This is a genomic window from Streptomyces sp. NPDC046831 (genome assembly GCF_040645305.1).
Taxonomy (GTDB): Bacteria; Actinomycetota; Actinomycetes; order Streptomycetales; family Streptomycetaceae; genus Streptomyces.
Genome location: NZ_JBEYXZ010000001.1, coordinates 186345 through 210949 on the forward strand (window position 1 = coordinate 186345; position 24605 = coordinate 210949).

Annotated in this window: 19 protein-coding genes and 4 pseudogenes; 12 read left to right on the plus strand and 11 right to left on the minus strand. The window is 70.9% G+C overall.

The window, feature by feature from the left end; genetic code table 11:
* Window positions 1-32: 32 nt before the first annotated feature.
* The 4 genes from ABZ920_RS00665 to ABZ920_RS00680 all read left to right on the plus strand — a co-directional run bounded on the left by ABZ920_RS00665 (window position 33) and on the right by ABZ920_RS00680 (window position 1992).
* On the plus strand, window positions 33-404 hold the full coding sequence (locus tag ABZ920_RS00665) for a phage holin family protein (RefSeq protein ID WP_361497571.1): 372 nt from the start codon (window positions 33-35) through the stop codon (window positions 402-404).
* Complete coding sequence (locus tag ABZ920_RS00670) at window positions 401-844, plus strand: DUF3618 domain-containing protein (RefSeq protein WP_361496967.1); 444 nt, start codon at window positions 401-403, stop codon at window positions 842-844. The genes ABZ920_RS00665 and ABZ920_RS00670 overlap by 4 nt, the downstream gene beginning before the upstream one ends.
* 284 nt (window positions 845-1128) lie before the next feature.
* Window positions 1129-1677: a phosphatase PAP2 family protein gene (locus tag ABZ920_RS00675; RefSeq protein WP_361496970.1), complete on the plus strand. Its 549-nt coding sequence runs from the start codon at window positions 1129-1131 to the stop codon at window positions 1675-1677.
* A 147-nt stretch (window positions 1678-1824) separates the two neighbouring features.
* Window positions 1825-1992, plus strand: coding sequence for a hypothetical protein (locus tag ABZ920_RS00680; RefSeq protein ID WP_361496973.1), 168 nt, complete (start codon window positions 1825-1827; stop codon window positions 1990-1992).
* Between the two features lie 38 nt (window positions 1993-2030).
* Here ABZ920_RS00680 and ABZ920_RS00685 read toward each other — a convergent pair.
* A pseudogene (locus ABZ920_RS00685) lies at window positions 2031-2207 on the minus strand (aldo/keto reductase); the annotation flags it as partial.
* 54 nt (window positions 2208-2261) lie between these two features.
* Window positions 2262-2363, minus strand: a pseudogene (locus ABZ920_RS00690) (hypothetical protein); the annotation flags it as partial.
* On the opposite strand from ABZ920_RS00690, the gene ABZ920_RS00695 reads away from it, so the two are divergent.
* From ABZ920_RS00695 to ABZ920_RS00705, 3 genes are all read left to right on the plus strand, one after another.
* Window positions 2334-2936, plus strand: a complete 603-nt coding sequence (locus ABZ920_RS00695) for an aldo/keto reductase (RefSeq protein WP_361497574.1) — start codon at window positions 2334-2336, stop codon at window positions 2934-2936. The pseudogene ABZ920_RS00690 and the gene ABZ920_RS00695 overlap by 30 nt on opposite strands.
* A gap of 197 nt (window positions 2937-3133) precedes the next feature.
* Entirely contained in the window at window positions 3134-4765 is a 1632-nt protein-coding gene (locus tag ABZ920_RS00700; protein WP_361496976.1) for a sulfite oxidase, read from the plus strand.
* A gap of 106 nt (window positions 4766-4871) precedes the next feature.
* On the plus strand, window positions 4872-5534 hold the full coding sequence (locus tag ABZ920_RS00705; protein ID WP_361496979.1) for a fasciclin domain-containing protein: 663 nt from the start codon (window positions 4872-4874) through the stop codon (window positions 5532-5534).
* A gap of 234 nt (window positions 5535-5768) precedes the next feature.
* On the opposite strand, the gene ABZ920_RS00710 is transcribed toward ABZ920_RS00705, so the two are convergent.
* The 3 genes and pseudogenes from ABZ920_RS00710 to ABZ920_RS00720 form a co-directional block, all read right to left on the minus strand.
* A complete protein-coding gene (locus tag ABZ920_RS00710) occupies window positions 5769-6518 on the minus strand; it encodes an anti-sigma factor (protein WP_361496982.1) in 750 nt (249 codons plus the stop codon).
* Window positions 6515-7099, minus strand: coding sequence for a sigma-70 family RNA polymerase sigma factor (locus tag ABZ920_RS00715; RefSeq protein WP_361497577.1), 585 nt, complete (start codon window positions 7097-7099; stop codon window positions 6515-6517). Before ABZ920_RS00715 ends, ABZ920_RS00710 begins: the two co-directional genes overlap by 4 nt.
* A 143-nt stretch (window positions 7100-7242) precedes the next feature.
* Window positions 7243-7724, minus strand: a pseudogene (locus ABZ920_RS00720) (M48 family metalloprotease); the annotation flags it as partial.
* A gap of 322 nt (window positions 7725-8046) precedes the next feature.
* Here ABZ920_RS00720 and ABZ920_RS00725 point away from each other — a divergent pair.
* Window positions 8047-8262, plus strand: coding sequence for a hypothetical protein (locus ABZ920_RS00725; RefSeq protein WP_361496985.1), 216 nt, complete (start codon window positions 8047-8049; stop codon window positions 8260-8262).
* A gap of 285 nt (window positions 8263-8547) precedes the next feature.
* Here ABZ920_RS00725 and ABZ920_RS00730 read toward each other — a convergent pair whose 3' ends face one another.
* From ABZ920_RS00730 to ABZ920_RS00750, 5 genes are all read right to left on the minus strand, one after another.
* Window positions 8548-9543, minus strand: coding sequence for an NUDIX domain-containing protein (locus tag ABZ920_RS00730; protein ID WP_361496988.1), 996 nt, complete (start codon window positions 9541-9543; stop codon window positions 8548-8550).
* A gap of 3 nt (window positions 9544-9546) precedes the next feature.
* Window positions 9547-15537, minus strand: coding sequence for a hypothetical protein (locus tag ABZ920_RS00735; protein ID WP_361496991.1), 5991 nt, complete (start codon window positions 15535-15537; stop codon window positions 9547-9549).
* A 394-nt stretch (window positions 15538-15931) separates the two neighbouring features.
* Window positions 15932-16243: a hypothetical protein gene (locus tag ABZ920_RS00740; RefSeq protein ID WP_361496994.1), complete on the minus strand. Its 312-nt coding sequence runs from the start codon at window positions 16241-16243 to the stop codon at window positions 15932-15934.
* A 6-nt stretch (window positions 16244-16249) separates the two neighbouring features.
* Window positions 16250-16531, minus strand: coding sequence for a hypothetical protein (locus tag ABZ920_RS00745; protein WP_361496997.1), 282 nt, complete (start codon window positions 16529-16531; stop codon window positions 16250-16252).
* Entirely contained in the window at window positions 16528-17754 is a 1227-nt protein-coding gene (locus ABZ920_RS00750) for an APC family permease (protein ID WP_361497580.1), read from the minus strand. Before ABZ920_RS00750 ends, ABZ920_RS00745 begins: the two co-directional genes overlap by 4 nt.
* Window positions 17755-18664: 910 nt before the next feature.
* Between ABZ920_RS00750 and ABZ920_RS00755 the strand changes: the two genes are divergently transcribed.
* The 4 genes and pseudogenes from ABZ920_RS00755 to ABZ920_RS00770 all read left to right on the plus strand — a co-directional run bounded on the left by ABZ920_RS00755 (window position 18665) and on the right by ABZ920_RS00770 (window position 22067).
* Complete coding sequence (locus ABZ920_RS00755) at window positions 18665-19837, plus strand: polysaccharide pyruvyl transferase family protein (RefSeq protein WP_361497000.1); 1173 nt, start codon at window positions 18665-18667, stop codon at window positions 19835-19837.
* A gap of 82 nt (window positions 19838-19919) precedes the next feature.
* On the plus strand, window positions 19920-21383 hold the full coding sequence (locus ABZ920_RS00760) for an FAD-dependent oxidoreductase (protein ID WP_361497003.1): 1464 nt from the start codon (window positions 19920-19922) through the stop codon (window positions 21381-21383).
* A gap of 21 nt (window positions 21384-21404) precedes the next feature.
* Window positions 21405-21617 (plus strand): annotated as a pseudogene (locus ABZ920_RS00765) (hypothetical protein); the annotation flags it as partial.
* 246 nt (window positions 21618-21863) lie between these two features.
* Window positions 21864-22067, plus strand: coding sequence for a cold-shock protein (locus ABZ920_RS00770; RefSeq protein ID WP_055711351.1), 204 nt, complete (start codon window positions 21864-21866; stop codon window positions 22065-22067).
* 603 nt (window positions 22068-22670) lie between these two features.
* Here ABZ920_RS00770 and ABZ920_RS00775 read toward each other — a convergent pair.
* Window positions 22671-24602, minus strand: coding sequence for an ABC transporter ATP-binding protein (locus tag ABZ920_RS00775; RefSeq protein ID WP_361497006.1), 1932 nt, complete (start codon window positions 24600-24602; stop codon window positions 22671-22673).
* Window positions 24603-24605: the final 3 nt, after the last annotated feature.

The following is a 24605-nucleotide window of genomic DNA, read 5'->3' on the forward strand; positions in this document are numbered from 1 at the left end:
AGGCAGGGCGCCAGGAACCGGGGTCGGAACCGGTGGGCGAGCTCGTGCAACGTGCCTCGCAACAGCTGACCGAACTGGTGCGGGGCGAGCTCCGCCTGGCCCAGGCGGAGATGAAGGAGAAGGGCAAGCGCTACGGCAAGGGCGGCGGGCTGTTCGGCGGTGCCGGTCTGGTCGGCTTCCTGATGCTTCAGGCCCTGATCGCCACGGTGATCGCGGCCCTGGCGCTGGTGCTGCCCGTGTGGGCGTCGGCCCTGATCGTCACCGCCGTACTCGGCGTGATCGCCGCGGTGATGGCAGTGGCCGGCAGGAAGCAGGTCGCCGAGGCCGCGCCGCCCGCACCCGAACAGACGATAGAGAACGTGAAGGCCGACGTGGCCGAGATCAAGGAGAGCGCACACCGATGACCCAGCCGCCCCACGACGAGCCCACCGCCTCCAGCCCCGAGGAACTGCGCGCACAGGTCGAGCAGACCCGTCAGCAGCTCGGCGAGACGGTCGAGGCGCTCGCAGCCAAGACGGACGTCAAGACCCGCGCCCAGGAGAAGGCCGCCGAGGTGAAGGAACAGGCTGCCGCCACGGCAGCGCAACTCAAGGACAAGGCCGCCCAGGCCGCCCACCAGGCGCAGGACAAGCTGCCCGACCCGCTCAAGGAAAAGGCGGCCCGCATCGCCGGTCAGACCCGGACCGCAGCCGGGCAGGCGGGCCGGCTGTGGCAGGAGAAGGCTCCCGAACCGGTACGGCGGAGCACCGCGCTCGGTACGCGGTGGGTACGGGACAACCGCACGCTTCTGATCGCCGGGGGCACAGCGGTTCTGCTGTGGCTGACCTGCCGCCGCAAGGGGTGACGGAGATGCTCCGGAGGGGCCGACACCGGTTGGTGTCGGCCCCTCCGCACTGTTACGGAACGGCAGCAGTCACGTGCGGTCCGGCCCGGGCAGACCGGCGAGGCGGCGACCGGCCCGGCAACGGCTCAGCCGTCAGCCCGCAGCCCGCAGCGAGCGTCTCTGCCCGTCGTCGATCGTGCCGGATCGCTCACAGGGCGGCCAGGTCCCGGCGTCACACCGCCGCTTCGAACTCGCCGCTCGATGATCTCACGCATAGGTCGGTGACCAGGGGATAGTCGCCTCACATGGGACTTCTCGCGGTGGTGCGTGACGTTGACCGGTCGTTGACCAAGCTGGCGGCCTGCCGCATCCCGTCCGGCGTCGGTACGGTGCTCTCGGCGGTCGAAGGGGCCGCCGCGCACAGCAAGTTGTGGTGCGGCGCCGCCACCGCCATGGCCTGGGTGGGCGGCCGACGCGGACGCAGGGCAGCGGCCGCCGGCCTGGCCGCCCTGGCCGTCGCGCAGCTCATCTCGAACGGGCTGTGCAAGCAACTGGCCGATCGGCCCCGGCCGCCGAAGGAGTGGATCCCGCACGACGAGGTCGACGATCGCCCCGACTCCTCCTCCTTCCCCTCCGGTCACACCGCCGCTGCCGTGGCGTTCACCGCGGCGGTGACACCGGCTTGGCCGGCCGCCGGGCTCGCGTGCTCCCTGCCTGCCGCCATGGTGGCGGTCGAGCGGGTGCAGAGCGGCGCGCACTACCCCAGCGACGTCGTCACCGGCGCCGCCATCGGCCTGGCCAGCGCTTGGTTGACGCGCCGGGCTCCGCACCTGGCCCTGCGGCACTGGCCTTGAGGCCCTGCCTGACATTGATCGAGCTGTGGGAGCAGTCATTCGGCGCTGAGGGACCATCAACTCACGCCAGGCCGTCGCGGCCGCGCTGGGCGCGGTCGTGCTGAAGGTGTGCCCGGAGAACTCCCTCATCGTGCCTTCGCCCGCGTGATGACCCACACGCCGGGCGGGCGCGTACTGACCGAGCTGACCGGCGCGTCCCAGGCCGACGAGGACCTGGCCACCGCCTACCGGGAGCTGTACTCCTCCCACCGAGCCCCCTCGGCCGCCGCGCACCCCGGACCACCTTCACACGCGGCTGCCCGCGCCCGAGGGTGACGACGTCGTCGATGCGGTCCAGGGCCGCTGCGTTCAGGGCCACGTCGGGCCGGGTCGTCCGACATCGGGAAGTAGACCTTGGTGGCCAGCATGTAGGAGTCGCGGGGGCGGGAGGAGAGGATCTCACCCCAGGCCGTCTCTGCGGCCCCCTGGCCGTAGACATTGGCGGTGTCGAAGAAGTTGATGCCTGCGTCGAACGCCGCTTCGGTGCAGGCCTCGATCGGGACGGCGGGGTCGAAGCGGTGTGCCTGGTAGAGGTCGACGTAGTCGGTCTTCAGACGGGTCAGGGAGGCGTCGATCTGCTGCGCGATCTGTGCCGGGGACAGGCCCTGGGCGCCACCATCGAGGCCTTCCAGAAGGTCGTCGAGCAGGGCAAGGCCCGCTACCTCGGCTTCAGCGAGTGGACCCCCGAGCAGATCCAGGCCGCGATCGACATCGCCGGCCCCGACCTGTTCGTCTCCTCCCAGCCGCAGTACTCCATGTTGTGGCAGGCCCCCGAGGCCGAGGTCTTCGGGCTGTGCGCCGCCAACGGCATCTCGCAGATCGTGTGGTCCCCGCTCGCCCAGGGCGTGCTGACCGGCAAGTACAAACCCGGAGAGCCCGTGCCGGAGGGCAGCCGGTTCGCCTCCGCGGACATGGCGGTGTCCAAGGACCTGGTCTACAGCGACGCCACCCTGGAAGCGGTCCAGAGGCTCGTGCCGATCGCCGAGGAGGCCGGGATGAGGATGCCCACCCTGGCGCTCGCCTGGGTCCTGCGCCGTACCGAGGTCGCCTCCGCGATCACCGGCGCTTCCCGTCCCGAGCAGGTGCACGCCAACGCCGCCGCCTCCGGCATCCATCTGTCGGACGACCTGCTCACCGCCGTCGACCAGGCCCTCGGCGAGATCCCCGTCACCGAACCCACCCTCGCCCCCGCCGCCCGGACCGGCGTCAAGCACCGCTGACCAGGCGGCTGCTGCCCGCCGACGACCCCGCACCCGGAACGACCAGCCCGCCCACGGTGACCGCGCCCTGCCGCATCGAACAGGCCGGCGACCGCAGCGCCTGCCTGGCGGGCGAGGGTCGCGGTGCGGCCGACGTGCCGTGGACCGGCAGGCGAACAGAGACCAATCCGCCCGGCGCGCAGCACCGGATTCCTCCCGTGAGGGACGAAGAGAAGGATCAGCGAGGACGGCCGGGTCTGCCGCGTTGGGCGCTGGGTGCGCTGAGCGGGTTGCTGGCCGGCTTCGTCGCGCTGGCGGTGGCCGAACTGGTCGCGGCGGCGGTGCGTCCAAAGTCCAGCCCCGTCATCGCGGTGGGCGGAGCGTCCATCGACGCGACGCCCGCTGCGGTCAAGGACTGGGCGATCCGCCACTTCGGAACCGACGACAAGCTGGTACTGCAGCTCGGCATCCTCGTCGTGCTGGCCGTGATGGCTCTGGTGTTGGGTGTGCTGGCGGCGCGGTGTCGTCGTGCCGGAGCCGCCGGGCTCCTCCTCTTCGGGGCTGTGGGGGCGGCCGCTGCCGTCAGCCGGCCCGACTCCACCGGCGGCACCGACGCGCTGCCCGCCGTGGTGGGGGCCATGGCCGGAGCTCTGCTTCTGTACGTTCTGGTGGGCCGCCTGACCGAGGCGAGACGGTCACCGGCCTCGACATGCGGGTCTGTCACCGAGGAGGCGGGAGACGGTCTGCATGCGTCCGGAGGATGGGATCGGCGGGGCTTCGTCCTGGCGGCAGCCTCTGCGGCGGCGGCCTCTGCGGCGGTGGGAGCGGTCGGCCGGTCGCTGAACGCCTCGCGAGGCAACGACGCGATCGCATCCCGTAGGAAGGTGGTGCTGCCTTCGCCCGGGTCACCGGCACAACCGGTCCCCGACAGGGCCGGCCCGCGCGTGCCGGGGATCAGCCCCTTCTTCACACCGAACGACGACTTCTACCGGGTGGACACCGCGCTGGTGGTGCCCAGGGTGGACGCCACCGCCTGGCGACTTCGGATTCACGGCAAGGGCGTACGCCGTCCGGCCGTCTACTCCTTCGACGACCTGCTGCGCAGGGAGCTGGTGGAGCGGGACGTCACCCTGACCTGTGTTTCGAACGAGGTGGGTGGCCCATATGTGGGCAACGCCCGCTGGATCGGCGTACGGCTGGCCGACCTGCTCGCCGAGTGCGGGGTCAGGCCTCCGTCCCGGGGAGGCCCGGCGGATCAGCTGGTGTCCAGGTCGGTGGACGGCATGACGATCGGCAGCCCGGTCGAGGACGTCATGGACGGCCGGGACGCCATGCTGGCCCTCGGCATGAACGGTGAGCCGCTGCCCTTCGAACACGGCTTCCCTGCCCGCATGGTCGTCCCGGGCCTGTACGGATTCGTTTCCGCATGCAAGTGGATCGAGGACCTCCAACTCACGACGTTCGCTACCTACGACCCGTACTGGGTCAAGCGCGGCTGGGCCCGCCGGGCCCCCATCAAGACCCAGTCGCGGATCGACACGCCCGAGCCGTTCGGCCGTCCCCGGGCCGGCACGGTGATGGTGGCCGGGGTCGCCTGGGCCCAGCACCGGGGCATCGACAAGGTCGAGGTCCGCATCGACGACGGCCCCTGGCAGGAAGCTCGCCTGGCCGCTGAGGACACCCGCGACACCTGGCGCCAGTGGTCCCTTCCCTGGCAGGCCACCAAGGGCAGCCACACCCTCACCGTGCGCGCCACCGACCGCACCGGCGCGGTCCAGACCGACAAACGCACTTCCACGATCCCCGACGGTGCCAGCGGATGGCATTCCGTCGTCGTGACCGTCGAGTGACGCCCCACCCCTCACAAGGGCTCCGTGCTCTTTTCCCGAACCACTGTTCCGCAACAACAACCCCGAACGCAGCCGCATCACGCTGCACCGTCCAACAGGAGAACTGATGAACACCCGTATCCGCCGTATCGCCGGACTCTTCGCAGCGGCCGCCGTGCTGCCCTGGGCCCTCACCGCCTGCTCCAACGGCAGCAGTGACTCGGGCAAGTCCGACTCCTCCGACAAGGCGTCGGCTCCGGCCGCGAAGAGCAGCGACGACCTGGGCGGCTCGGCGGCGTCCTCGAGCAGCATGGACCAGCCCTTCGGCCCGGCCTGCTCGGCCGTGCCGAGGAACGGTGCCGGCTCCTTCGCCGGCATGGCCGAGGACCCGGTCGCCACCGCCGCCTCCCACAACCCCGCACTGTCCACGCTGGTGACCGCGGTGAAGAGGGCCGGCCTGGTCGACACTCTCAACAACGCGCAGAACATCACCGTGTTCGCGCCGACCAACGACGCCTTCAAGAAGATCCCGAAGGCCACCCTCGACAAGGTTCTGAGCGACAAGGCGCAGCTGACGGAGATCCTCACCTACCACGTCGTCGGCCAGAAGCTCGCGCCCGGGGACCTGGAGAACGGCTCCTTCGGCACGCTGGAGAAGTCCAAGGTCGTGACCTCCGGCTCGGGCGAGTCCTACACCGTCAACGACTCCGCCGAGGTCGTCTGCGGCAACGTCAGGACCGCCAACGCCACCGTCTACATCATCGACTCCGTCCTGATGCCCAAGAGCTGACACCCCCGCGCACCGAGGACGCGCGCCCTGTCCGATCGCCTTGACGGCGACCGGCCGGCGCGCGTCCTCCCTACGGGACCATCCGCCGGCCACCCATCCGGCAGGGCCTGGCGAGTGCCTCTCGTCAGAGGGCTGGTCTGCAGACCCAGCGGAGCGATGGGGCCACCGCGCCGAGACCGACAGCCGCGTGGGGAGCCCGCCGGTGGGCGGGCTCCCCACGCGCATGCGCTCGCGTCAAGTCGGCACGTCGAGCAGGGCGACCGGCGTCGACGTCGGCTCCTTCGATCCACCGGCCGGCTCCACCGTGATGCCGACTCCGGAGGCGCCGTCCACCGCTCCCTGCATGAGCACGGCCTGGCTGCCGCGGTCGGCGTCCATCAGGCCGGCCGAGCGCATCTTCCCACCGTCGGCGAACCACAGCTGGTACACCTTGCCCCGCGGCGGGGCGGCCATGCCGGAGCCCACGAACACGGCCCGGTCGCGACTGGCGGAGACCACCAGGGTGCCGGCGCCCCCCGCCACCCGTGCCGACCGGGACTTCGCATCGGGCGCCGTCAGCACGCCGGCGAGGTCCTCGGCGTGCCCCTGAGCCCGTGCGGCCCGATCGTGCGCGTCCTGAGCACGCTCGTACTGCCACACCGCGGTGCCGCCGAACGCGGCAGCGGCGGCCACGCTCGCGGCCAGCGCCCAGCGGACAAGGCCCCGCCCCCGCGGCACGCCGCGGCGGACCCGGCGCAGTGGCGCGGCTCTCGGCGGCACCTGGCGCACGGTGGCGATGCGGTTGAGGACCTGCTCCCGCATCGCGGGCCGGGCCGGCACCGACGCAGCCAGGGCCAGCCGGGCAGCGGTGGCAGAGAACTCCGCGACCTCCTCCTCGCACACCTCGCACTGCGTCAGGTGACCCTCGAAGGCTTCGCGTTCGGCATCGGGCAGTGCGTGCAGCGCGTAGGCGCCCGTCATGCTGTGCACATCCATGGTGGTCATGCGGTCACCCCCAGGCAGTCGCGGAGCCGGATGAGCCCGTCGCGCAGCCGGGTCTTCACCGTGCCCAGCGGCAACGCGAGCGCCTCGGCGACCTCCCGGTAGGTCAGGCCGCGGTAGTACGCCAGCGTGACCGACTGGCGCTGCAGCTCGGTCAGCGTGCGCAGGCAGCGCCGTACCTGCTCCCGCTCCAGCCGGGTCTCGACCTGCTCGGTCACCTCGTCGTACGCGGGCTGGTGTTCGAGCAGCGCGGCCTTGGTGTCGCGGACGGCAGCGGCCTCCACGGACCGGACCCGGTCCACCGCCCGCCGGTGGGCGAGGGTGAGGATCCAGTTGACGGCCGTGCCACGCTCGGGCCGGTAGCGAGGGGCGGTCCGCCACACCTCCACCAGCACCTCCTGCGCCACTTCCTCCGACTGCGCCTGGTCGCGCAGCACCGCGCGGACGACCCCGAGCACGGAGCCGGCGACCGCGTCGTAGAGGGCAGCGAAAGCCTCCTGATCACCCAGTGCCACCTCGTGCAGCAGTTTCTGCACATCAGGTCCCGCCGATGGGTGTCTGCTGATGTGCACGGCTTCCTTCACCATGGCCCTCCAAAGGCTTGACAGGCCGGAACGGCCCTATGTAATCCGAGACCACTGGGCCCGCGGATTGGAGTTGCGGCTGAACCGTCGCCGCCCGGCGTTGCCGGCCATGCGGCGTCCGACGGCGTGGTAGTGATGCCGTTTCAGCGGATTGCCTCGCCTTTGGCGACTTTGATGTCCAAGGTGGACGCTGATGCGCCGGTCGTCGCGGTGACGCAGGAGAACGCCGCGCAGGCGCTCAGGAGAACGGCGATCCACGGCACGATGCGCGGTGTTCGCCGGCCGGGTTCAGGAGGGCGGCCACGCGCCGCGGCACCGGGCCAGTGGTCGCTGCCGGTGTGAACGCCGGGCGGCCCGTGCCCGCCGCGTGCGCGGCCAGGGCGGCTCGGGCGATGGCGCGGGCGGTCAGGCGCCGGTCGCCAACAGCGGTGGCGGCCGCCTCGTCGGCGGCGCGTTCCACGACCAGCCGAACAGCCTCACGGACCGGTCGCAAGGCAGGGTGGCAGTGGGCGGCGAGTTCCGCCGCGGCCAGGAAGTAGTGGTGGCCGCCGGTGTTGTGGGCACGCTCGTGCGCGAAGAGGGCCTCGCGCTCGTCCGGACGCAGGGCACGCAGCAGCGGCGAGCTGGTTGAAGCTGCATTCGCCGACGCCACTGCTCAGGTAGGCCGTCCAGTCGAGCCGGCAACGGGTCGCCCTCGCCGGACACAGGACAGGTGCAGGGCGTCACTCCGCGGCGTGGCAGTCCGGCTCGGGCCGCGAAGCACCGGACGGCGCGCCTGACCCGCCCTTCCGGCACGCCGACCAGCTCGCCCCCTCATCCGTACGGTGGAGGCGGACGGGCGGGCGCGGGCCATCGGGGTGGGCCCAGGACGTGTCGGGCGGTCGGCGCGGCTCCCGCCGGTCATGCTGGGCCGGTACTGGCTCCCTCCCAGCGACAAGGAGCGTGGCATGCCGACGGATCCGGTCGGACGATTCCTGGCGGCTCTGGACCCGGAGCACCGGAAGGCCGTCGGCGCCATGCCGCGAGGCGAACAGGAGCGGCTCGCGGCGGCCTGGGAACGGGATCTGGAGGTGGACGACGAGCTCGACACCCTCGACGAGCTGTCCCCGCCGGCAGCGGAGGCCGAGGCCGCCCGCCGTGTCCTGGACCGCGAGACCGACTAGCGACCGAGCCGGTGTCATCGCATCGTCCTGGGCCGCCGGCCCGGTCCCGGAGGCGTGCGATCGCTGGGACCGACTGTCTCCTCATCGGCGCCAGGAGGGTGCGAGCAACACGGCCCGCTTGACGGACGGACTCATAATCCGTCGGCCGTCCGGGGCGGGCAAACGGCCCGTACTGGAAATGGCCCGAGGAAACTCTCCACGCGTCTCCCCTCCAAGCCCCCGGCCAACCTGCACTCTCAGGTTTGGCGAATTCCTCGGCGTCAATCCACCGCCATCGGGATACCTCTAGCCCAGAAGCGGGATGACGGACAGGATGAGGCCGAGGATTCCGATGACCAGGCCGACGGTCTCCCATGGTCTGTCTAGGACCACCGCGCGCAGCGATCTGCGCTGGACGTCCGGCAGACTCCACGGCAGGCCGCGGAGGCCCCCGGGGAGTGACTGGTCGAGCCGGTCCAGGGCGGTGACGTTCAGGGTGGTGCCGTCGAGCAGGGTCGCCTGGTCGAGCAGGGCGTCCTCGGGCACCCAGCGACCGCCGGGACCCACCGGGATTGACCGGGCCTTTGACTCGAGTTGGAAGAAGACGACCCGGTACTCCGTCACTGCGCCGAACGTCCGGGACAGCTGGACAGCGGAGACCGCACCGAGTTCCTTCAGCTCGTCCCTGCCCGGAGTGTGGTCATAGCCCAGCAGCTCCTCCTCCAATTCCCGGGCGGCTGCGGCGCGGGCGCCAGCGTCTGAGGCGCGGATGTGGCCGCCCGGCAGTTGGTACTGCCGGGCTCGATCGTCGTACACCAGCAGGTACTGGGCCCGGCCACCACGGCCCCGGAGGCGGCACTTGACCACCACCTGGACGACCTCGGTGCGGCGTAGCGGTGCGGCGTCGGAATCAAGAGCCAGCCGCCGCTCCTCCATCAGGTAGAGAAACTGCGGTCCGGACAGTGCCTGGCGGCTGGTGTACGGCGGCTCGGTCGTTCCCGGCCGTTCCCAGTTGGCCAGGATCGAACGGCCCGTCCGCACATAGGAGGCAAGACTGTGCAGGAAGTAGCGCGCTTGCGGGCTGACCGCAACGACGCCAGCCTGACCGTTCGTCGGTCCGTGTTCGGACCGCAGGACGCCGAACGCGCTCAGCAGCACCAGCACCATCGGCGCTGCGGTTCCGAAAGTCGGTCCGCTCAGGCCTGCCCGTCGGCAAAGCTCGGACACCGAGACCGGAGGCCCGGTATGTTCGGCCAAGGCCTCCAGGAGCGCGGCGACCGCAGTCACCTCATCGTCCGCCACAGCTCATCCTTCCGCGCTGGGGGGCTGGGTGCTGCGCCCGCGCAGCACCCAGGTGTCCGGCCTTGGGCAGTGGGCCTCCCAGCCGTGTGCCTCGACCACCTGACGGAGCGTGCGGCCGACCGTCAACGCCTGATAGGTCTCGGGGCCCCACCGCTCCCGCAACGCGTTCCCGAGAACGGTGAGACGAGCCTCGCCGTCACGCGTCAGTAGTTCTCCGATCACGGCGTTCAGGTCGGCCGCGACGTCCACCTCTGCCGCAGAGCGCCTCGCTGGTGCGGGTGCACCGGCTCGATGGGCCAGGTGCACCCCGGGCCTGATCTCTTCCAGCCGCCACCCGGGTTCGCGTTCGATCCGCTTCTTCAATGAAGAGCCGACGACGCTCGCATACGCCTCGCCGAGTCGGGACCGCAGGTTAGATCCGATCGTCTGGAGGCTGGGGGGCTTTCCCTGCCGGGCGAGTTCGTCCACGATGTGGGCGAGTGCGGTGGCGAACGGCTCCGGCGCGTCTGCGGGCGGCGCGGGAGCACCGGCTCGGTGGACCAACTGCACACCGGAATTGAGTTCCCGCAATTCCCACCCCGGCTGCTGTTCGATCCGCCTCTGCAGGGATCTGCCGACCACGGCGTCGTACCTGCTCCTCAAGTGCTTCACAAGCCCGTTCTTCACCTTGTAGAACGTGGGCGCCTTGCCCTTGTTGGCCTGTTGAAGCGCGGTGACCACGGAATCCAACGCCGTGCCGAAGTCGTCGCGCTCATCAGCGTGTCGCTCCCGCCCAGCAGCTTTTCCACGGGCCTCTGAGACGCGCCCGAACACTGTCCCGCTGGCCAGGCTCAGCATCCTGTTGCCGGGGGTGCCGCTCTGCTTCAGCCAGTCCAGCCCGTTCCACAGTTGCCCCAGGGACGGCAGACCGAGGCGGCTCGCGAGCGGCTGGCAGCCCTTGAACCTTTCCTCCAACCACTCCTCGAGTTCCCGGGTCGGCACCGTGCGCACTCCTTGCGCAAGCCGCTCCTCGATCTCGTACCGCAGGTCGGTCTCAACGCGCTCGAGGAGCTGCTCCACGTCCACCACCTCGGTGCCCACCAGCGTGGCCGTAAGGGGGAACAGCTCCAGGCCCCGTGCGTTGCGCCCTCCATTGCGGTCCATCTCCACCATGACCGCCCGCACGATCTGGCCGCGGACAGGACCGTCCGCAAGCGGCGTCCGCACATCGTCGGTCGTGAAGCGCGCCCACCCGTGATTCACCAGTTCAACGATGCCGTGCCCGTGGGTGTCATTGACGAACGAGATGCGGCCCAGTTCAGACTGGCCGTCGGAGGACAGCCCATGGTCGGGCGTTGCCGACCGGACCGGTTGGCCCTGGCCGCCGAGCAGTTGGACGAGCGGGTCGTTCTCGTCGGCGTCGAAGTAGACCCGGCCCGACTCGGCAAGGAGTTCGGCTACGTCCGCGCCGTTGTACCGGAAACGGGCACTGACCCGCTCGGTGAGCCGGGACAGCCGAGGCGTGTCGCCGACCGTCTGCCATGCCTCCAGCAGGGAGATGCAGAAATCGAGCCTGCGCTGCCGCGTGAGCATGGCAGCCTGCGCCGCAACCTGGGCCGGTGCCAGGTGCACGGGGTGCCGGGCGGTGAGCGTGCGCACCGGGCCCGTCGACACCGTTTGCCGTGCCCGCAGGGCGTGGTTGAGATGCCCCCGTCTGACGTCCCACGCGCGGGGCCCCTCGGGGCTGAGGCCGAGGAAGAAGTTGACCGGGGTGTTCTCGTCGCTGTCCGGGAGGAACTTGCCCCGGGACGGGACGAAGAAGGCGGTGACCGCGCCTTCCAGTTGGATGCTGCCCGCCTGGGGCCCGCGGATGAGGTCGATGACGCCATTCACCCGCTGCAGATGTGTGGTGTTCGTCCAGAACATGTCCCGGCGGTTCCACTCGCCCAGGTCGCTGTCAGCGATCAGCGGATACCACTCGGGGCCGGTGGACAGCCACAGATAGGAGCGGTTGGAGCGGCCCACCACATACTTCTCGGCCTGCTGCTGCTCCACGCGGAAAGCCTCCACGTCGTTGCTGCGGCCAGTGAACCAGAGGTGGAAGAAGAGGCAGTACCGGTAGTAGTGGGCGCGCCACGAGGGGAAGCGGTCCGCCCAGAGCTGGAGCTGGGAGAGCGCCTCGTCGATGTCAAACTCCGGCAGGAGCTTGTACGCCTCGAACCAGAGCCGGTAGTCCTCCTCCTTGCAGCCGGTTCTGGAGAGGTTCTGCCGTGCCAGCTCCACGATACGGGTGAGCTCGGAGTCGTCCAGCTCCCGCCAGGTGCGGCCGCCGCGCACGTAGTACGCCTGGGCGAGTGCCCGCTGCATCATGGGTGTGCTGCGGTTGCCGGCGACGGCGAGCTCCCACAGCTCGACCACGGAGTCGAGGTCGCCGTACAGCCGCTTGATGTCGGCCTGGCACCGCACCAAGTAGTCGTCGTGCTGGTCTAGCGTCCCGTATAGCTGGGCGGCCTCGTTCAGCAGGAAGTTGGCCTCGGCCACGTTCTCCGTGACCCACTCGCTCGCGTCGGAGCTGAGTTCCGCGATGGATGAGACCCGTGCCGCGTCCTTGATTGCCTTGGCGACATCGACGATGGCCTGCACATGGGTGACGTAGCCGTAGATGTTTTCCGGGTTGAGCTTCCGGGTGGTGGCGAAGCACTCGACGGTCTGCGCGAACCAGCGGTCGGCGGCGGCCATCACCGACTGCACTCCGCGCCGCTTGGCGTCGCGCAGCGCTTGGCGCATCCGGCTGCGGCGCGCGAGACCGAGGGTGTGGTGATGCAGGAAATCCCACTCCGCCAGGTTCACCGCGCGCGTGACGTACTCCTCCGCTTTGTCGAGCTCCCGGTTGAGGCGGTACATCTGGTGCCGGCCCAGGTGGTTCCAGAAGTGCGGCTCGTCGGGCACGTGCTCGGTGAGGGACTTGAGCACTTGGTGGGCGGAGTTGAGATCCAGCTGCTCGATCAGCGGGGCGAACTTCCGCCGGTCCTCGATCCCGTCCGCCGTGCCGCCCTGCCGGTCCACGAACATTTGGCGGAGCAGCACCCGCACTGGGTCCGCGGATACGTCGGTGGTGATCGCCAGAGCCTGGATGAAGTCGATCGACAGCTCCTTGAGATGCTGCTTCCACCGGTCGTCGTTCAGGAGTTCGGCCAGTACCTGCTCGGCCAGGAGCTGATGCTGGAGGCGTACCCGGCCGTTGCGCACCGCCACCAGCCGGGATGCCTCCGGGCCCAATACGTCGGAGAGGTCGAGTTCTGCCGACGGTGTGGAGACGTGCATCAGCTTCTGCACTAGCTCCCGCTGCAGCCCAGTATTGGAGTAGATGGTAGCCAGGGCGAGGTACTGCATGACCTCGCGCGCTCGGCCGCGTACGTGGTCGAGATGGGTGCGTACGTAGGTGGAGAGCTTGGTGAACTCCCGCTCGAAGGTGACGAGGCCGTAGAAGAAGGGCGTGCGGTAGGGCTCGTAATGTTTGGTACCGAGCAGCCGCAACTCGTCGATCCGATGCTGGTCGTCCGTCAGCGCGGAATAGCGGGCCAAGAACTCGGCGGTCTCCGCCGGTTCGAGCGGCTCCGACACCTGAAGGGCGCTCCGGCTGGACTGAGTGACCCCCCGTCTGACGTAGAGAATCGTCAGCGGGGTGTTGCGTTTGGCTGACTCGCGGTACAGCATCTCCCGGTAGGACTCGCTCAGGTCGCCCGCTTCCGCGACGAGCAGCACTGGCAGCTGCGTGATGGTGTACAGCAGATGCAGCCGGTCGGCGACGAGCGGGACGCGCGACGGCCCGATCGGCACGCCGTGCGGGAGCACCGCCACCGGAGACTCCTGATGCAGGTCCCAGGCGGCGCGCAGGGCTGCGGTGGTGCCGCCGGCACCAGGCCGGTGTTCAACCACGACGGTACGGGTGCGATGTTGCCTCAGACTGTCACGGAGGGCGGCCACGATGCCGTCGTTGACGGCGCGCACTACGTCCCGGCCAGCGTCCAGATCATCCCAGCCGATGAGGCCACCGCGCCAGAAAGCGTCGTTGTTGCTCTTGTCGCCGGGCGGAGCGGACGCATCGATCCCGTCATGCAGGATCACCAGATGCTCGCGTAGCTTCTGCATGGTCTCCGGCGAGATCGCCACCGTGCCGTTGTCGAGGGCGGGGACCGTGTAGTCGAGGTACTCGGCGCTGCTGCCCAGTGTCGCGGCGAGGCGGTCCAGCAGGTCGTGCACAGGCATCGGCACCTGGACCACGGGAACGTAGGGCTGTAGGTCGGCCAGTCCCACGTGCAGGAAAGTCGCCTGCCCCTGAAGCATCTCGTCCATGGTCTCGATGACCCGCAGCAGTCTGTTCCGGCCCCCTTCCGGCGCGGACTCGGTGCCGCCCTCGAGCACCAGGACGCACACCGGTGTCTCGCCGACGAACTGGTGGAACGAGGAGGTAAGCCGACGCACAGTGTCCAGGCGACGGAGCACCCACTCGCGGCCTTCCAGGGCGGGCTCCCGGCGCAGCACGGAACCGGCGGCCAGCAGCCAGGCTGTGCCGCGCGCATAGTCGATCACCGGGCGCTCCTCGGTGAAGAGATGCACCGCACGCTGCGTGTTGAGGACCGGGCTCGCCCAGTGGTGAAGTCCGTCGCCGTCCGAGGCCGGGTCGAGGTCGACGATCAGCGACCAGGGGATGCGGCCGAGCGCCGAGATGGACGATGTGCGGGGGAGTTGCTCCGCGACGAGGATGTAACGGGCCGCATGCGGGGAGAACCCGGAGACGGTGCCCCAGAGGGACTCCCACAGATCCTCGCGGACCCGCTCCACCTCCCTGGGCGGGGTGTGAGCCGCCGGAACGCTCGGGTGCTGCGGCGCGGCGCTGGCGAAGGTCCTGCGGTACCGCAGGGCGTACCAGCCGGCATAGGCGAGGCAGAGCCGGGTACGTTCGTCGTCATGGGGGAAGCGCCGGGCCCACAGCAGTGCGGCTGCCATGCGCACCAGCGTCAACTGCTGGTATAGGCGGTCCACCCGACCGGTCTGTCTGGAAATCCATTCCAGGATGCCGGCGCGTGACTGCTGCAGGAACTCCACGAGCCACTGGCAATCGTCCGGCACGGACTTGACCGAAGCGTCCTCAGCTGCCTCCAGGCACCGGGCGAGCACGGGGCGGCGGGTGGTCGGCAGCATGTTCACCAGGACGCTGACCTCAAAGTAGGCCAGGTCGAACCCGACGACGGACCGGCGCGCCTGGTCCAAGTCGACGATCCAGAAGGAGTCGTCACCGACCGCCACTTCGTCCCGAGGCACGAGTACGTTGCTGGTATTGAGGTCCCCGTGGCATATGCCCCCCATGATCGGCAGCTCGCCGTTCTCGGCTTCGCCCAGGACGGCGAGGGGGTTGAGGAACGCATGCCCGTCCTCCTCGTGGACCTCACCTCCGAAGAGGGATGAGGCAACGGCCAGGCACTCGTCGAGCTTGGCCGTTCCCGCCACCGTCGACAGCACGTCGTGCGGCTGCATCTGCGTCAAGTCGCTCGGATCCGCCCAGGCATTCAGGGTGTCGTGGGAGATGGCTTGCGCGCAACGCAGCAGCCCCGTCGACCCGCTGCGGGGCGGGCTGTACCACCTGAGGCTGTCGCCGGCGAGTTGGTGCAGCGACACCACCAGCCGGACGTCGCCGTGGCGGCGTTGGTTGATGCGCAGCAGGCGCGGGATGTGCCGCTCGGCGAACTCCGGGTCGGCCTCGCGGATCAGCTGATGGGCCGCCAATTCGTTCGCCTGGGCGAGGTCCTCCTCCGCCGGGCCGACACGTAGGACGTAGGTGCCTGGCGGGAAGCCTCCGGTGTTGCCGCTGATGTCCACGCTCACCAGCTCGGCACCCGAGCGGCCCCGGGGCATCGGCTCGAAGAGGAACCTCGCGGAGGGTAACCAGAGGTTCAGGGCCTCAGTCGCCATATCCTGGTATGCGGCATCGGCGAGACGCAGCCTCTTGTCCAACGGTCCCCCAACCTCCGCCGGTCGGCCACATCCTGCCATGTTCCGACCCCCCAAGTTAGTTGTTGTACCACCCCGCATGGGTGACCAGTAGACGTATTCGTAAGTAGCGGACGATCGCGCCCGAAGCGCACGCAGAGGATTTGGCCCGGCACCCCGGGCAATCCCTGCGCATTGGAACGGCAATCCGCTGCGGGCGGGTTCGAGCCCGCATCCGAGCTCGCGTAATCGCCCGACAGCCCGGCGTCCCTGGCCCTTCGGGGCGGCGTCGGGACGCAGTTGGGACGCAAGGAGAGGAACAGACCGACAAAGGGTGACGGGTGGAGACATTGCGCGCCCTGTCTGACCAGCAGAAACGTCACGGACGGACGCTGATCGGCAAGGGCCGCCAAGATCCTCAAAGGACTTGCAGCCCCACGACGAACTCCGGGAGCTGTTGCCACCTGAACCGAGACAGTTCAGGTGGAGGTCCGCCGCCGAGTCGCGGTCGTTCCGCGACCTCGTACGACTCGAGTCCCAGCGCTCGAATCTCACTGATCAAGTCGCGCCACGGCTCACAGGCAGGGTCGATGCCCTGGCCTGACGCCTCAAGGTACGCGATAGCCGGGCCGTACCCGTAAGCCTCATCGCGGGTACGGAGGGGCCGTAGCAGTACGTATTTCTCGCCGACGACGCGCCGACGAACAGAGTCGTCGACGTCGAACGGCATCTGCGCTCACGCGGGATGCGGAAGTTCGGACGCGGTGCGACCGGCCTCCGCGGCGTGGCGTTCCTCGATGTGGGCGACCACCCGCCGCCGGGCCAGGTTGCGGGCTGCGCGCAGTTTGGCCTCGGCGGCGACCAGCGGGGTCCACAGCAGCCAGCCCCAAAGGCTGTGGCCCGGGCGCTCAGCCCGTCGTGGGCCGGACGGCCGACCAGGCAGGTCGACGGCCTGGAACTCGCGATCCGAGACTGTGGGCCGGCGGGGGGTGCGCTTGGATCCTGCGGCCTCCGTCATCGGCGCTCAGCGGAGTCTCGTGGCTGGGTGGCGCCGGCGTTCCTGCGGCGCGTCCCATACGCGGCGGCGCCCAGGGCGAGTACGGCGGCTCCGGTGATCGCGGACGGCATGGGGAGGGTGAAGGCCAGGACCAGGCAGCCGGCCAGGCCGACGGCGGGGATGATCCGGGCCGGGCGGCCTTCGGCCGGGGTCAGGGTCCAGGCGGAGGCGTTGGCGATGGCGTAGTAGGCCAGGACGCCGAAGGAGGAGAAGCCGATCGCCCCGCGCACGTCCGTGGTCGCGGCCGCGACGGCGACGACGGCGCCGACGAGGAGTTCGGCCCGGTGGGGGACCTTGAAGCGCGGGTGCACGGCGGCCAGGGCGTGGGGCAGGTGGCGGTCGCGGGCCATGGCCAGGGTGGTGCGGGAGACGCCGAGGATGAGGGCGAGCAGGGAGCCGAGGGAGGCGACCGCGGCACCGATGCGTACGACGGGCACCAGCCGGTCGGCACCGGCGGCGCGCACGGCTTCCGTCAGCGGGGCGCCGGCGGCGGCGAGGCCGTCCGGGCCCACGACCAGCAGGACGGAGACTGCGACAAGGGTGTAGACGACGAGGGTGATCCCAAGGGCGATCGGGATGGCGAGCGGAATCGTGCGGGCCGGGTCGCGGACCTCTTCGCCCAGGGTGGCGATCCGGGCGTAGCCGGCGAACGCGAAGAACAGCAGGCCCGCCGCCTGGAGTACGCCGCCCGCGGTCGCGTCCGAGCCCACGGCCAGGCGGGCCGTGTCCGCGGCGCCGGAGGTCAGCGAGGCGGCCACGACGGCGGCGAGCACCGCGAGGACGACGGCCACGATCACGCGGGTGAGCAGGGCGGACTTCTGGACGCCGGTGTAGTTCACCGCGGTCAGGACCACCACGGCGGCCACCGCCACCGCGTGGGAGTGGCCGGGCCAGAGGTAGGAGCCGACGGTCAGAGCCATGGCCGCGCAGGAGGCGGTCTTGCCCACCACGAACGCCCACCCGGCCAGGTAGCCCCAGAACTCGCCCAGCCGCTCCCGCCCGTAGACGTAGGTTCCGCCCGAGGCCGGGTAGAGAGCGGCCAGGCGAGCGGAGGAAGTGGCATTGCAGTACGCGACCACGGCAGCGATCGCCAGCCCGATCAGAAGACCGGATCCGGCAGCCCGCGCGGCCGGAGCCAGGGAGGCGAAGATCCCGGCACCGATCATCGACCCCAGTCCGATCATCACCGCGTCCGGCACCCCCAGCCGCCGCTGAAGCTCGTCCGGGACCCCCGGGACGGGTTTGGATGCGCTGTTCAACTTCGCCGCTCCCTCGACTTCAGACGCGGACCGGTGCGCCCGCGTATCGCGCGCACGATAAGCGACGAACTTGAACAGTCGTGCCGGGAGCCCGGAGCCCGGAGCCGGGAGCCGGAAGCCGGAAGCCGGAGGCCGGAAGCCGGTATGACTGTGTAACGGTGCGGTGCCGGCGTGACGGCGCATTCGCCGAGGCCGGCCATGGAGCCCTCCTCCGCCGGTGCTGGGTCAGCGGCGGTTGCTCCGGCGCGTGTGGTGGATGAGCCGCTGTGCCACGAGGTGTCCCGAGCCGCCGCCGGGGCCGGGGTGGGTGGAGGCGCCGATGTGCCACACGCCGGGCACGAGGGTGGCGTGCCGGAGGCGCCGGGCACCGGGCGCCGCAGCGCGAGCAGGGCCTGCCGGAGGGGGCGAGTGCATCGAGGGCCTGCGCCGTGCGGCGACTGGCTCCGTGCCGGCCGCCGTCCCGCACTTTCTGGCTGAGCGTTCTTCGGTGCCTGGGTCCTGGGCCGTCGTGGGTCGCTGATGTGGTGTTGTGGTGTTGTGGCGTGTTGGAGGGGATGGGCTCGCACGGGCGCCGCAGGACCCGTCGAGGGCTGCGGGAGCGGAGTGAATGCACATCGGAGCCATCAATCGGCAGTCGGCCGTCCGGGGGCTCGCATGGGGTGATGTGCGGCTGACCTACGTCGTCGACGAACTGACCTCCGTCATCCTCCGCCCGTTCGGACAAATGGGGTGTTTCCCCCTGGGTCGCCGAGGCAACCCGGGGTCCTGCGGGGCCGACACCGCCCGCGGGCCAGGGCCGGCGGGCCGGCCGACTTCGACGTGACGGGAGCCCCGGGTGATCACTGCTCCCTCGCATGCGCACCCCGCCCGGTCGGGCCCACACATCGGCGTGCTCGGTTCGTACGGCGGCTTCAACGTCGGCGACGAGGCAATCCTGACCTGCGTCCTGGAGAGCCTCCGCGCCCAGCGGCCCGGCGCATACCTCGTCGTCTTCAGCCGGGACGAGGCGCACACACGCGCCCACCACCTCGAGGCCGACGACGTGGTGGCCTGGGAGGGCGTGAGCCGCAACAACGTGCTGGACGTGCTGCCCGGCCTGGACCTGCTGGTGCTGGGCGGCGGGGGCGTGCTGTACGACGGGGAGGCACGGCGCTATCTGCGGCTGGTGCGGGCCGCACAGGGCCGCGACGTGCCCACCTTCGCGTACGCCGTCGGCGCGGGCCCGCTGCGGGACGGCGAGGACCGGGAGATGGTGCGCACCGTCCTCGCCGACATGGACGACGTCGTGGTGCGCGACGAGGAGTCCCGGCTCGTTCTGGAGGAGGTGGGTCTGGAACGCGAGGTCACCGTCACGGCCGACCCCGCCCTGCTGCTGCGCCCGGAGCCCTTCACCGAGGTCATGCTGCACGACGAGGGCCTGCCCACCGACTCGCGGCTGGTGGGGATGTCCGTGCGGGAGCCGGGCCGGGCCGCCGAGAAACTCGACGAGGCCGACTACCACGCGCTGCTCGCCGACGTCGCGGACTTCCTCGTACGGCGCCTGGACGCACACGTGGTCTTCCTGCCGATGGAGCGGCAGGACGTACGGCACGCGCACGCGGTGCTGTCCCACATGACCGCGCCGGACAAGGGACGGCTGCTGCACGGTACCTACAGTCCGGGACAGGTCCTCGGCTTCATGCACCATCTGGACATGGCAGTCGGCATGCGACTGCACTTCGTGATCTTCGCAGCGCTCACAGGCGTGCCGGTGCTGCCGCTGCCCTACTCGGGCAAGGTCTTCGACTTCGCGCGCCGGCTGGGCGTCCCGGCCCTGGTGGGCGTGGCCCGGGAGCAGGCCGGACTGCTGCTGGCGGAGGTGGACCGGCTCTGGGACGAGCATCCGCAGCGCCGCAAGGAGCTGCGCATCCGCGTCGAGGAGCTGTCCGCGGTGGCCCGGGAGACCTGCGTGCGCTGCGGCTCGCTGCTGGACGAGATCGGGTGCGGGTCCCGGTCACAGCGGGAGTAGCCGCACCGTACTCGCCGCCGCTGACCGCGCCCGCCGCACGCTGACACCACCCCACCGCCGGCCCCACCCTCCGAGGAGTCCGATGCCGATCCTGAAAGAACCCCAGGAACACAGCACGGTCACCCTGCCACCACGGCCCGCCCAGCACGGTGGGCGCTGTGACGTCCTGGTGGTGGGCGGCGGTCCCGCCGGGTTCGCCGCCGCGGCCGGCGCGGCCGACACCGGCGCCGATGTCGTGCTGGCCGAGCGCTACGGATTCCTCGGGGGCAACGCGACGGTGGCACTGGTGATGCCGCTGATGTCGTTCCACAACGAGCACAAGCAGGCCACGTTCACCGAGTCCGGGGACACCGCACGGCTGCTGCCCACCGACCACGGCGAGGGCGAACCGGTGGTCGCAGGCGTCCTGTGGCAACTGCTCGACCAGCTCATGGGGCACGGCGCCTGCCTCCCGCCGTCGCTCAGCACCGGGTACACGGTCCCCTTCGACCCGGAGCTCTTCAAACTGGTCCTGCTCGAGATGATGGACACGTCCGGGGTGCGGATGCTGTTCCACGCCTTCGCCTCCGGCGCCCTGCCCCTCGACGACCGCTCCGGTTGGCGGGTGGTGTTCGAGACGAAGTCGGCACCGGTGGTGATCGACGCCGGGGTGGTCGTGGACGCCACGGGCGACGGCGACGTCGCGACCGCCTGCGGGGCTCCGTACGAGATCGGCCGTCCCGAGGACGGGCTGGTGCAGCCGATGACGCTGATGTTCCGCGTCGCGGACTTCTCGCGCCCCGACTTCGCCGACTTCGTACGGGCGCACCCCGATCAGTGGCGCGGTGTGCACGGCCTGTGGGACCTGATCGAGGAGGCCAGGGAGAAGGGCGAACTGAGGCTGCCGCGCGAGGACATCCTGTTCTTCGCGACCCCGCATCCGCGTGAGGTCGCCGTCAACAGCACCCGGGTGAACCGTGTGCTCGGCACCAGCGTGTGGGACCTCACCCGCGCCGAGTACACCGCCCGGCGGCAGCTCGCCCAGATCGACCGCTTCCTGCGCACTCGCGTGCCCGGTTTCGAGGAGTCGTACGTGGTGCAGAGCGGCACACACATCGGCGTACGGGAGACCCGGCGCGTCCTCGGCGACTACCAGCTGACCGGTCACGACATCCTGGCCGCGCGCGCCTTCGCGGACGTCGTCGCGCACGGCGCCTATCCCGTCGACATCCACAACCCGCGCGGTGCCGGCACCACCTTGAAGCGGGTGCCGCGGGGCAGCTTCTACGACATCCCGTTGCGCTGTCTGATTCCCCGGGGAACCGATCGGCTGCTGGTGGCCGGACGCTGCATCTCCGGGACGCACGTGGCGCACTCGTCCTACCGTGTCATGCCCATCGCCATGGCGACCGGCCAGGCGGCCGGCGTGTGCGCCGCGCTGACCGTCCGGCACGGGAGGGGACCGCGCGGCCTGCCCTACCGGCTGGTCCAGCGCGAACTGCTCCGGCAGGGCGCACGGCTGCGGGTGGGAGCGGCGGAGGCCAGGGACGATCGGGGCGCGGACTGACCGAGGTTCGGCCGGACCCTCATCAACGACGCCCTCGGCGTGCCTGACCGGCACAGGCCGTCCCCCCTCGCACCGTCCTGCACCCGGTGACCGGCGGGCAGACCGACACCCCGCTCGACGACGCCCTCACCGCGATGCGGGCCGTCGGTATCCGCCTGAGCCGGCGGCACCCGCCTCGCCGCCGTCACCGGCGGCAAGGGCACCGTGAGCGGCTTCGTCACCATGGAAGACGTCCCTGTCCGAATGCGTCGGTTTGACTGGGCCGTGGTGGCTGCGGACCGGAAGCCGGGGCTCTGGTGCCGTGTGTCACCGGATGGGCGAGCGCCGGCGCCCGGTGAGGCGATGGGCGAAGGGCTGTGTCGCCGGCCGGGTGAGTGCCGTGTTCCGGGGTAGAACGGTTGTTGGCTCGTGCGGTTGCAGGAGCCGGAGCATGCCCAGGCGAAGGGCTGTTCCCAGGCAGGAAACGAAGGATCGACCAGTATGGCCAGCGGCACCGTGAAGTGGTTCAACGCCGAGAAGGGCTTCGGCTTCATCGAGCAGGACGGCGGAGGCCCGGACGTCTTCGCCCATTACTCCGAGATCAAGGGCAGTGGGTACCGCGAGCTGACCGAGGGCGAGCACGTCACGTTCGACATCGGCCAGGGGCAGAAGGGCCCGCAGGCCCAGAACATCGTCCGGGGCTGACCGGACACGAGGATGGGACGACAGGCGGCTGCCCGGTGCGGGCAGCCGCCTGTCTCACAGGGCGATGCAGCCTTGTGAGGCCGGGTGCCGTTGAAGCTGCTCGAGACGAGCCTCCGGGCTGCCCGCTCCGGCCGCACAGGCAAGAAGCCGGCTGCTGAGCGGAAGGGGAAGGCCGCGTCGCCGCAAGGAAACTGCCGCGTGAGGGCAGGCGGCGCCCGCGATTCGTGCTGCACCCTTGTCGGCAGGGAACGCACGCCGGGACCTGTTGCCCTAGGGGAGCGGCGGGTCGGTGAACGCGGTGATGTCGCCGCCCAGGTCCGCGGGGAAGCCGACCGCTCACACCGCGGCCTGGCCCAGGCACTGCGCCGGGCCTCCGCCTCACAGCCGAGCCGCCCACCGTGCCACACCGCCAGCCGGTGCAGGCGGTGCGGACAGATTCAGTCAGGCCTTGCAGAAGCCGCTGCTTTGCGGGACGTGAAGCCGCTGCTTCGCAGGACGTGATTGATCTGCCTGCCTTGCGCCTCAGTGGTCGTCACGTCCCTGTACGTGAAGCGCTGAGAAGCCGACCGGTCCAGCTTGCTGCCGCCGCCATCGATACAGACCCTAGGCATCCCCGTCCGTGGAGGTCGCCCCAGGGCTGAGCATCTGGGTCGTGGCCAGGGTCCGGTAGAGGGAGTCGGTCTCGAGCAGTTCGGCGTGGGTGCCCACGGCCCGGACCCGGCCCGCCTCCATGACCACGATGCGGTCCGCCGTGGTGACGGTGGACAGCCGGTGCGCCACCACCAGCACGGTGATGTCCCGCGCCGCCTCCGCCACGGTCTCCCGCAGTGCCGCCTCGTTGTCGGCGTCCAGCTGCGACGTGGCCTCGTCCAGAAGGAGCAGCCGAGGGCGGCGCAGCAGGGCCCGGGCGATGGCCACGCGCTGGCGCTCGCCCCCGGAGAGCCGGCTGCCCCGGTGGCCGACCAGGGTGTCCAGGCCCAGCGGAAGACGGGCGACCACAGGGTCCAGCCTGGTGCGGCGCAGTGTCTCCCGAAGCTCCTCGTCCGTGGTGTGCGGTGCGCCCAGGGTCAGGTTCTGGCGCAGGGTGCCGGACAGCACGGGCGCGTCCTGCTCGACGTAACCGATGGCCGCGCGCAGTTCGGCCAGGGGCCACTGCCGCAGGTCACGTCCGTCCAGGAGGATGCGGCCGGTGTCCGGGTCGTAGAAGCGCTCGAGGAGGGAGAAGGTGGTGGTCTTGCCCGCGCCGGAGGGGCCCACCAGGGCGGTCACCGCCCGGGCGGGCACGGTGAAGGAGACGCTGCGATGGACGGCGGGCAGCCCGGGCTGGTAGCGGAAGCCCACCTGTTCGAAGCGCACCGTTGCCGCCGGCCGCGCAGAGCGCCCCGCGGCCTCCGCGGCGCCTGCGGGGGGCGTGCCGGGGACGGAGGGCTCGGCCGTCTCCGTGTCCATGTGCCCGATCGCCTCGATGCGCAGTGCGGCGGCCGCGCCGACCTGGAGCTGCCCCACGGCGTCGACGAGCTGGCTGATCCTCGGGGCCAGCGCGAACAGGTACAGCAGGAAGGCGACCAGCGTTGACACGCTGATCGTTCCGGAGGCGACCCGGGCACCGCCCACGCCGAGCACCGCCAGGAAGGACGCCTGCCCAGCGACGGCGGAGGCGGCCGCCGACAGGGCCTGCCACCCTGCGGCGCGTACCCCGGTGCGACGGGCGTCCTGCGCCATGCGGTCCAGTGCAGCCGCCTCCCGCTGCTCGGCCCCGGCAGCCTTGACCGCGCGCACCGCCCCGAGGGCCCGCTCCAGAGCCGCGCCGATCTCGCCGACCGATTCCTGCGCCTGCCGGGTGGCACGCCCGATGGCCGGTGCCGCCACCCCCACGACCGTTCCCAGCACCGCCACGACGGTGAGCGTGACGCAGAGCAGGACCGGGTCGACGAGGCCCATCAGCACCAGCGTCACGACCAGCATGACGACGCCGGTGACGGCGGGCGCCGCCGACTGGGTGGCGGCTTGCCGCAGCAGCATGGTGTCGGAGGTGGCGCGGCTGATCAGCTCACCCGGTTCGTGCCGGTCCAGCTCGGGCACCGTCAGCCGGAGCAGGCGCCCGGTGATCCGCCGCCGGGCGGAACACACGACGGACTCGGCGGTGCGGTGCAGGACGTACTGGCCCAGTGCGGAGAACGCGGCGGCCCCGAGCAGGAGCGCGGCCAGGACCAGGACCGCACCGGTGGCCGTGCGCCCGGAGCCCAGGTTGTCGATCAACCGCTTGGCAGCCAGTGGCTGGGCCAGACCGAGGGTGCTGCCGACCAGTCCCAGCAGCGCCCCGGCGAGGCCGGTGCGACGGTGGGGCCGGAGCGAGGCCGCCAGCGCCCGGTAGCCGGACGGTGCCCTCGGGGCGCGCGTCCGGGAAGCGGCGCCCCCGGCTCCGGCGACCGCGGCCGGCGCGCCGGCCGCGGTCGCGCACCCCGGGTCCCTTGAGGTGGTCCGGACGGTCGTCGCGGTGCCGGGGCGTGCGGTGGAGGGCGGCAGTCCGGCCATGGG

Coding starts and splice junctions, on each gene's coding strand:
- ABZ920_RS00775 (WP_361497006.1), bottom strand. CDS start 24,602: ATGGCCGGACTGCCGCCCTCCACCGCACGCCCCGGCACCGCGACGACC.
- ABZ920_RS00770 (WP_055711351.1), top strand. CDS start 21,864: ATGGCCAGCGGCACCGTGAAGTGGTTCAACGCCGAGAAGGGCTTCGGC.
- ABZ920_RS00670 (WP_361496967.1), top strand. CDS start 401: ATGACCCAGCCGCCCCACGACGAGCCCACCGCCTCCAGCCCCGAGGAA.
- ABZ920_RS00760 (WP_361497003.1), top strand. CDS start 19,920: ATGCCGATCCTGAAAGAACCCCAGGAACACAGCACGGTCACCCTGCCA.
- ABZ920_RS00725 (WP_361496985.1), top strand. CDS start 8,047: ATGCCGACGGATCCGGTCGGACGATTCCTGGCGGCTCTGGACCCGGAG.
- ABZ920_RS00680 (WP_361496973.1), top strand. CDS start 1,825: ATGACCCACACGCCGGGCGGGCGCGTACTGACCGAGCTGACCGGCGCG.
- ABZ920_RS00745 (WP_361496997.1), bottom strand. CDS start 16,531: ATGACGGAGGCCGCAGGATCCAAGCGCACCCCCCGCCGGCCCACAGTC.
- ABZ920_RS00675 (WP_361496970.1), top strand. CDS start 1,129: ATGGGACTTCTCGCGGTGGTGCGTGACGTTGACCGGTCGTTGACCAAG.
- ABZ920_RS00750 (WP_361497580.1), bottom strand. CDS start 17,754: ATGATCGGACTGGGGTCGATGATCGGTGCCGGGATCTTCGCCTCCCTG.
- ABZ920_RS00705 (WP_361496979.1), top strand. CDS start 4,872: ATGAACACCCGTATCCGCCGTATCGCCGGACTCTTCGCAGCGGCCGCC.
- ABZ920_RS00710 (WP_361496982.1), bottom strand. CDS start 6,518: ATGACCACCATGGATGTGCACAGCATGACGGGCGCCTACGCGCTGCAC.
- ABZ920_RS00740 (WP_361496994.1), bottom strand. CDS start 16,243: ATGCCGTTCGACGTCGACGACTCTGTTCGTCGGCGCGTCGTCGGCGAG.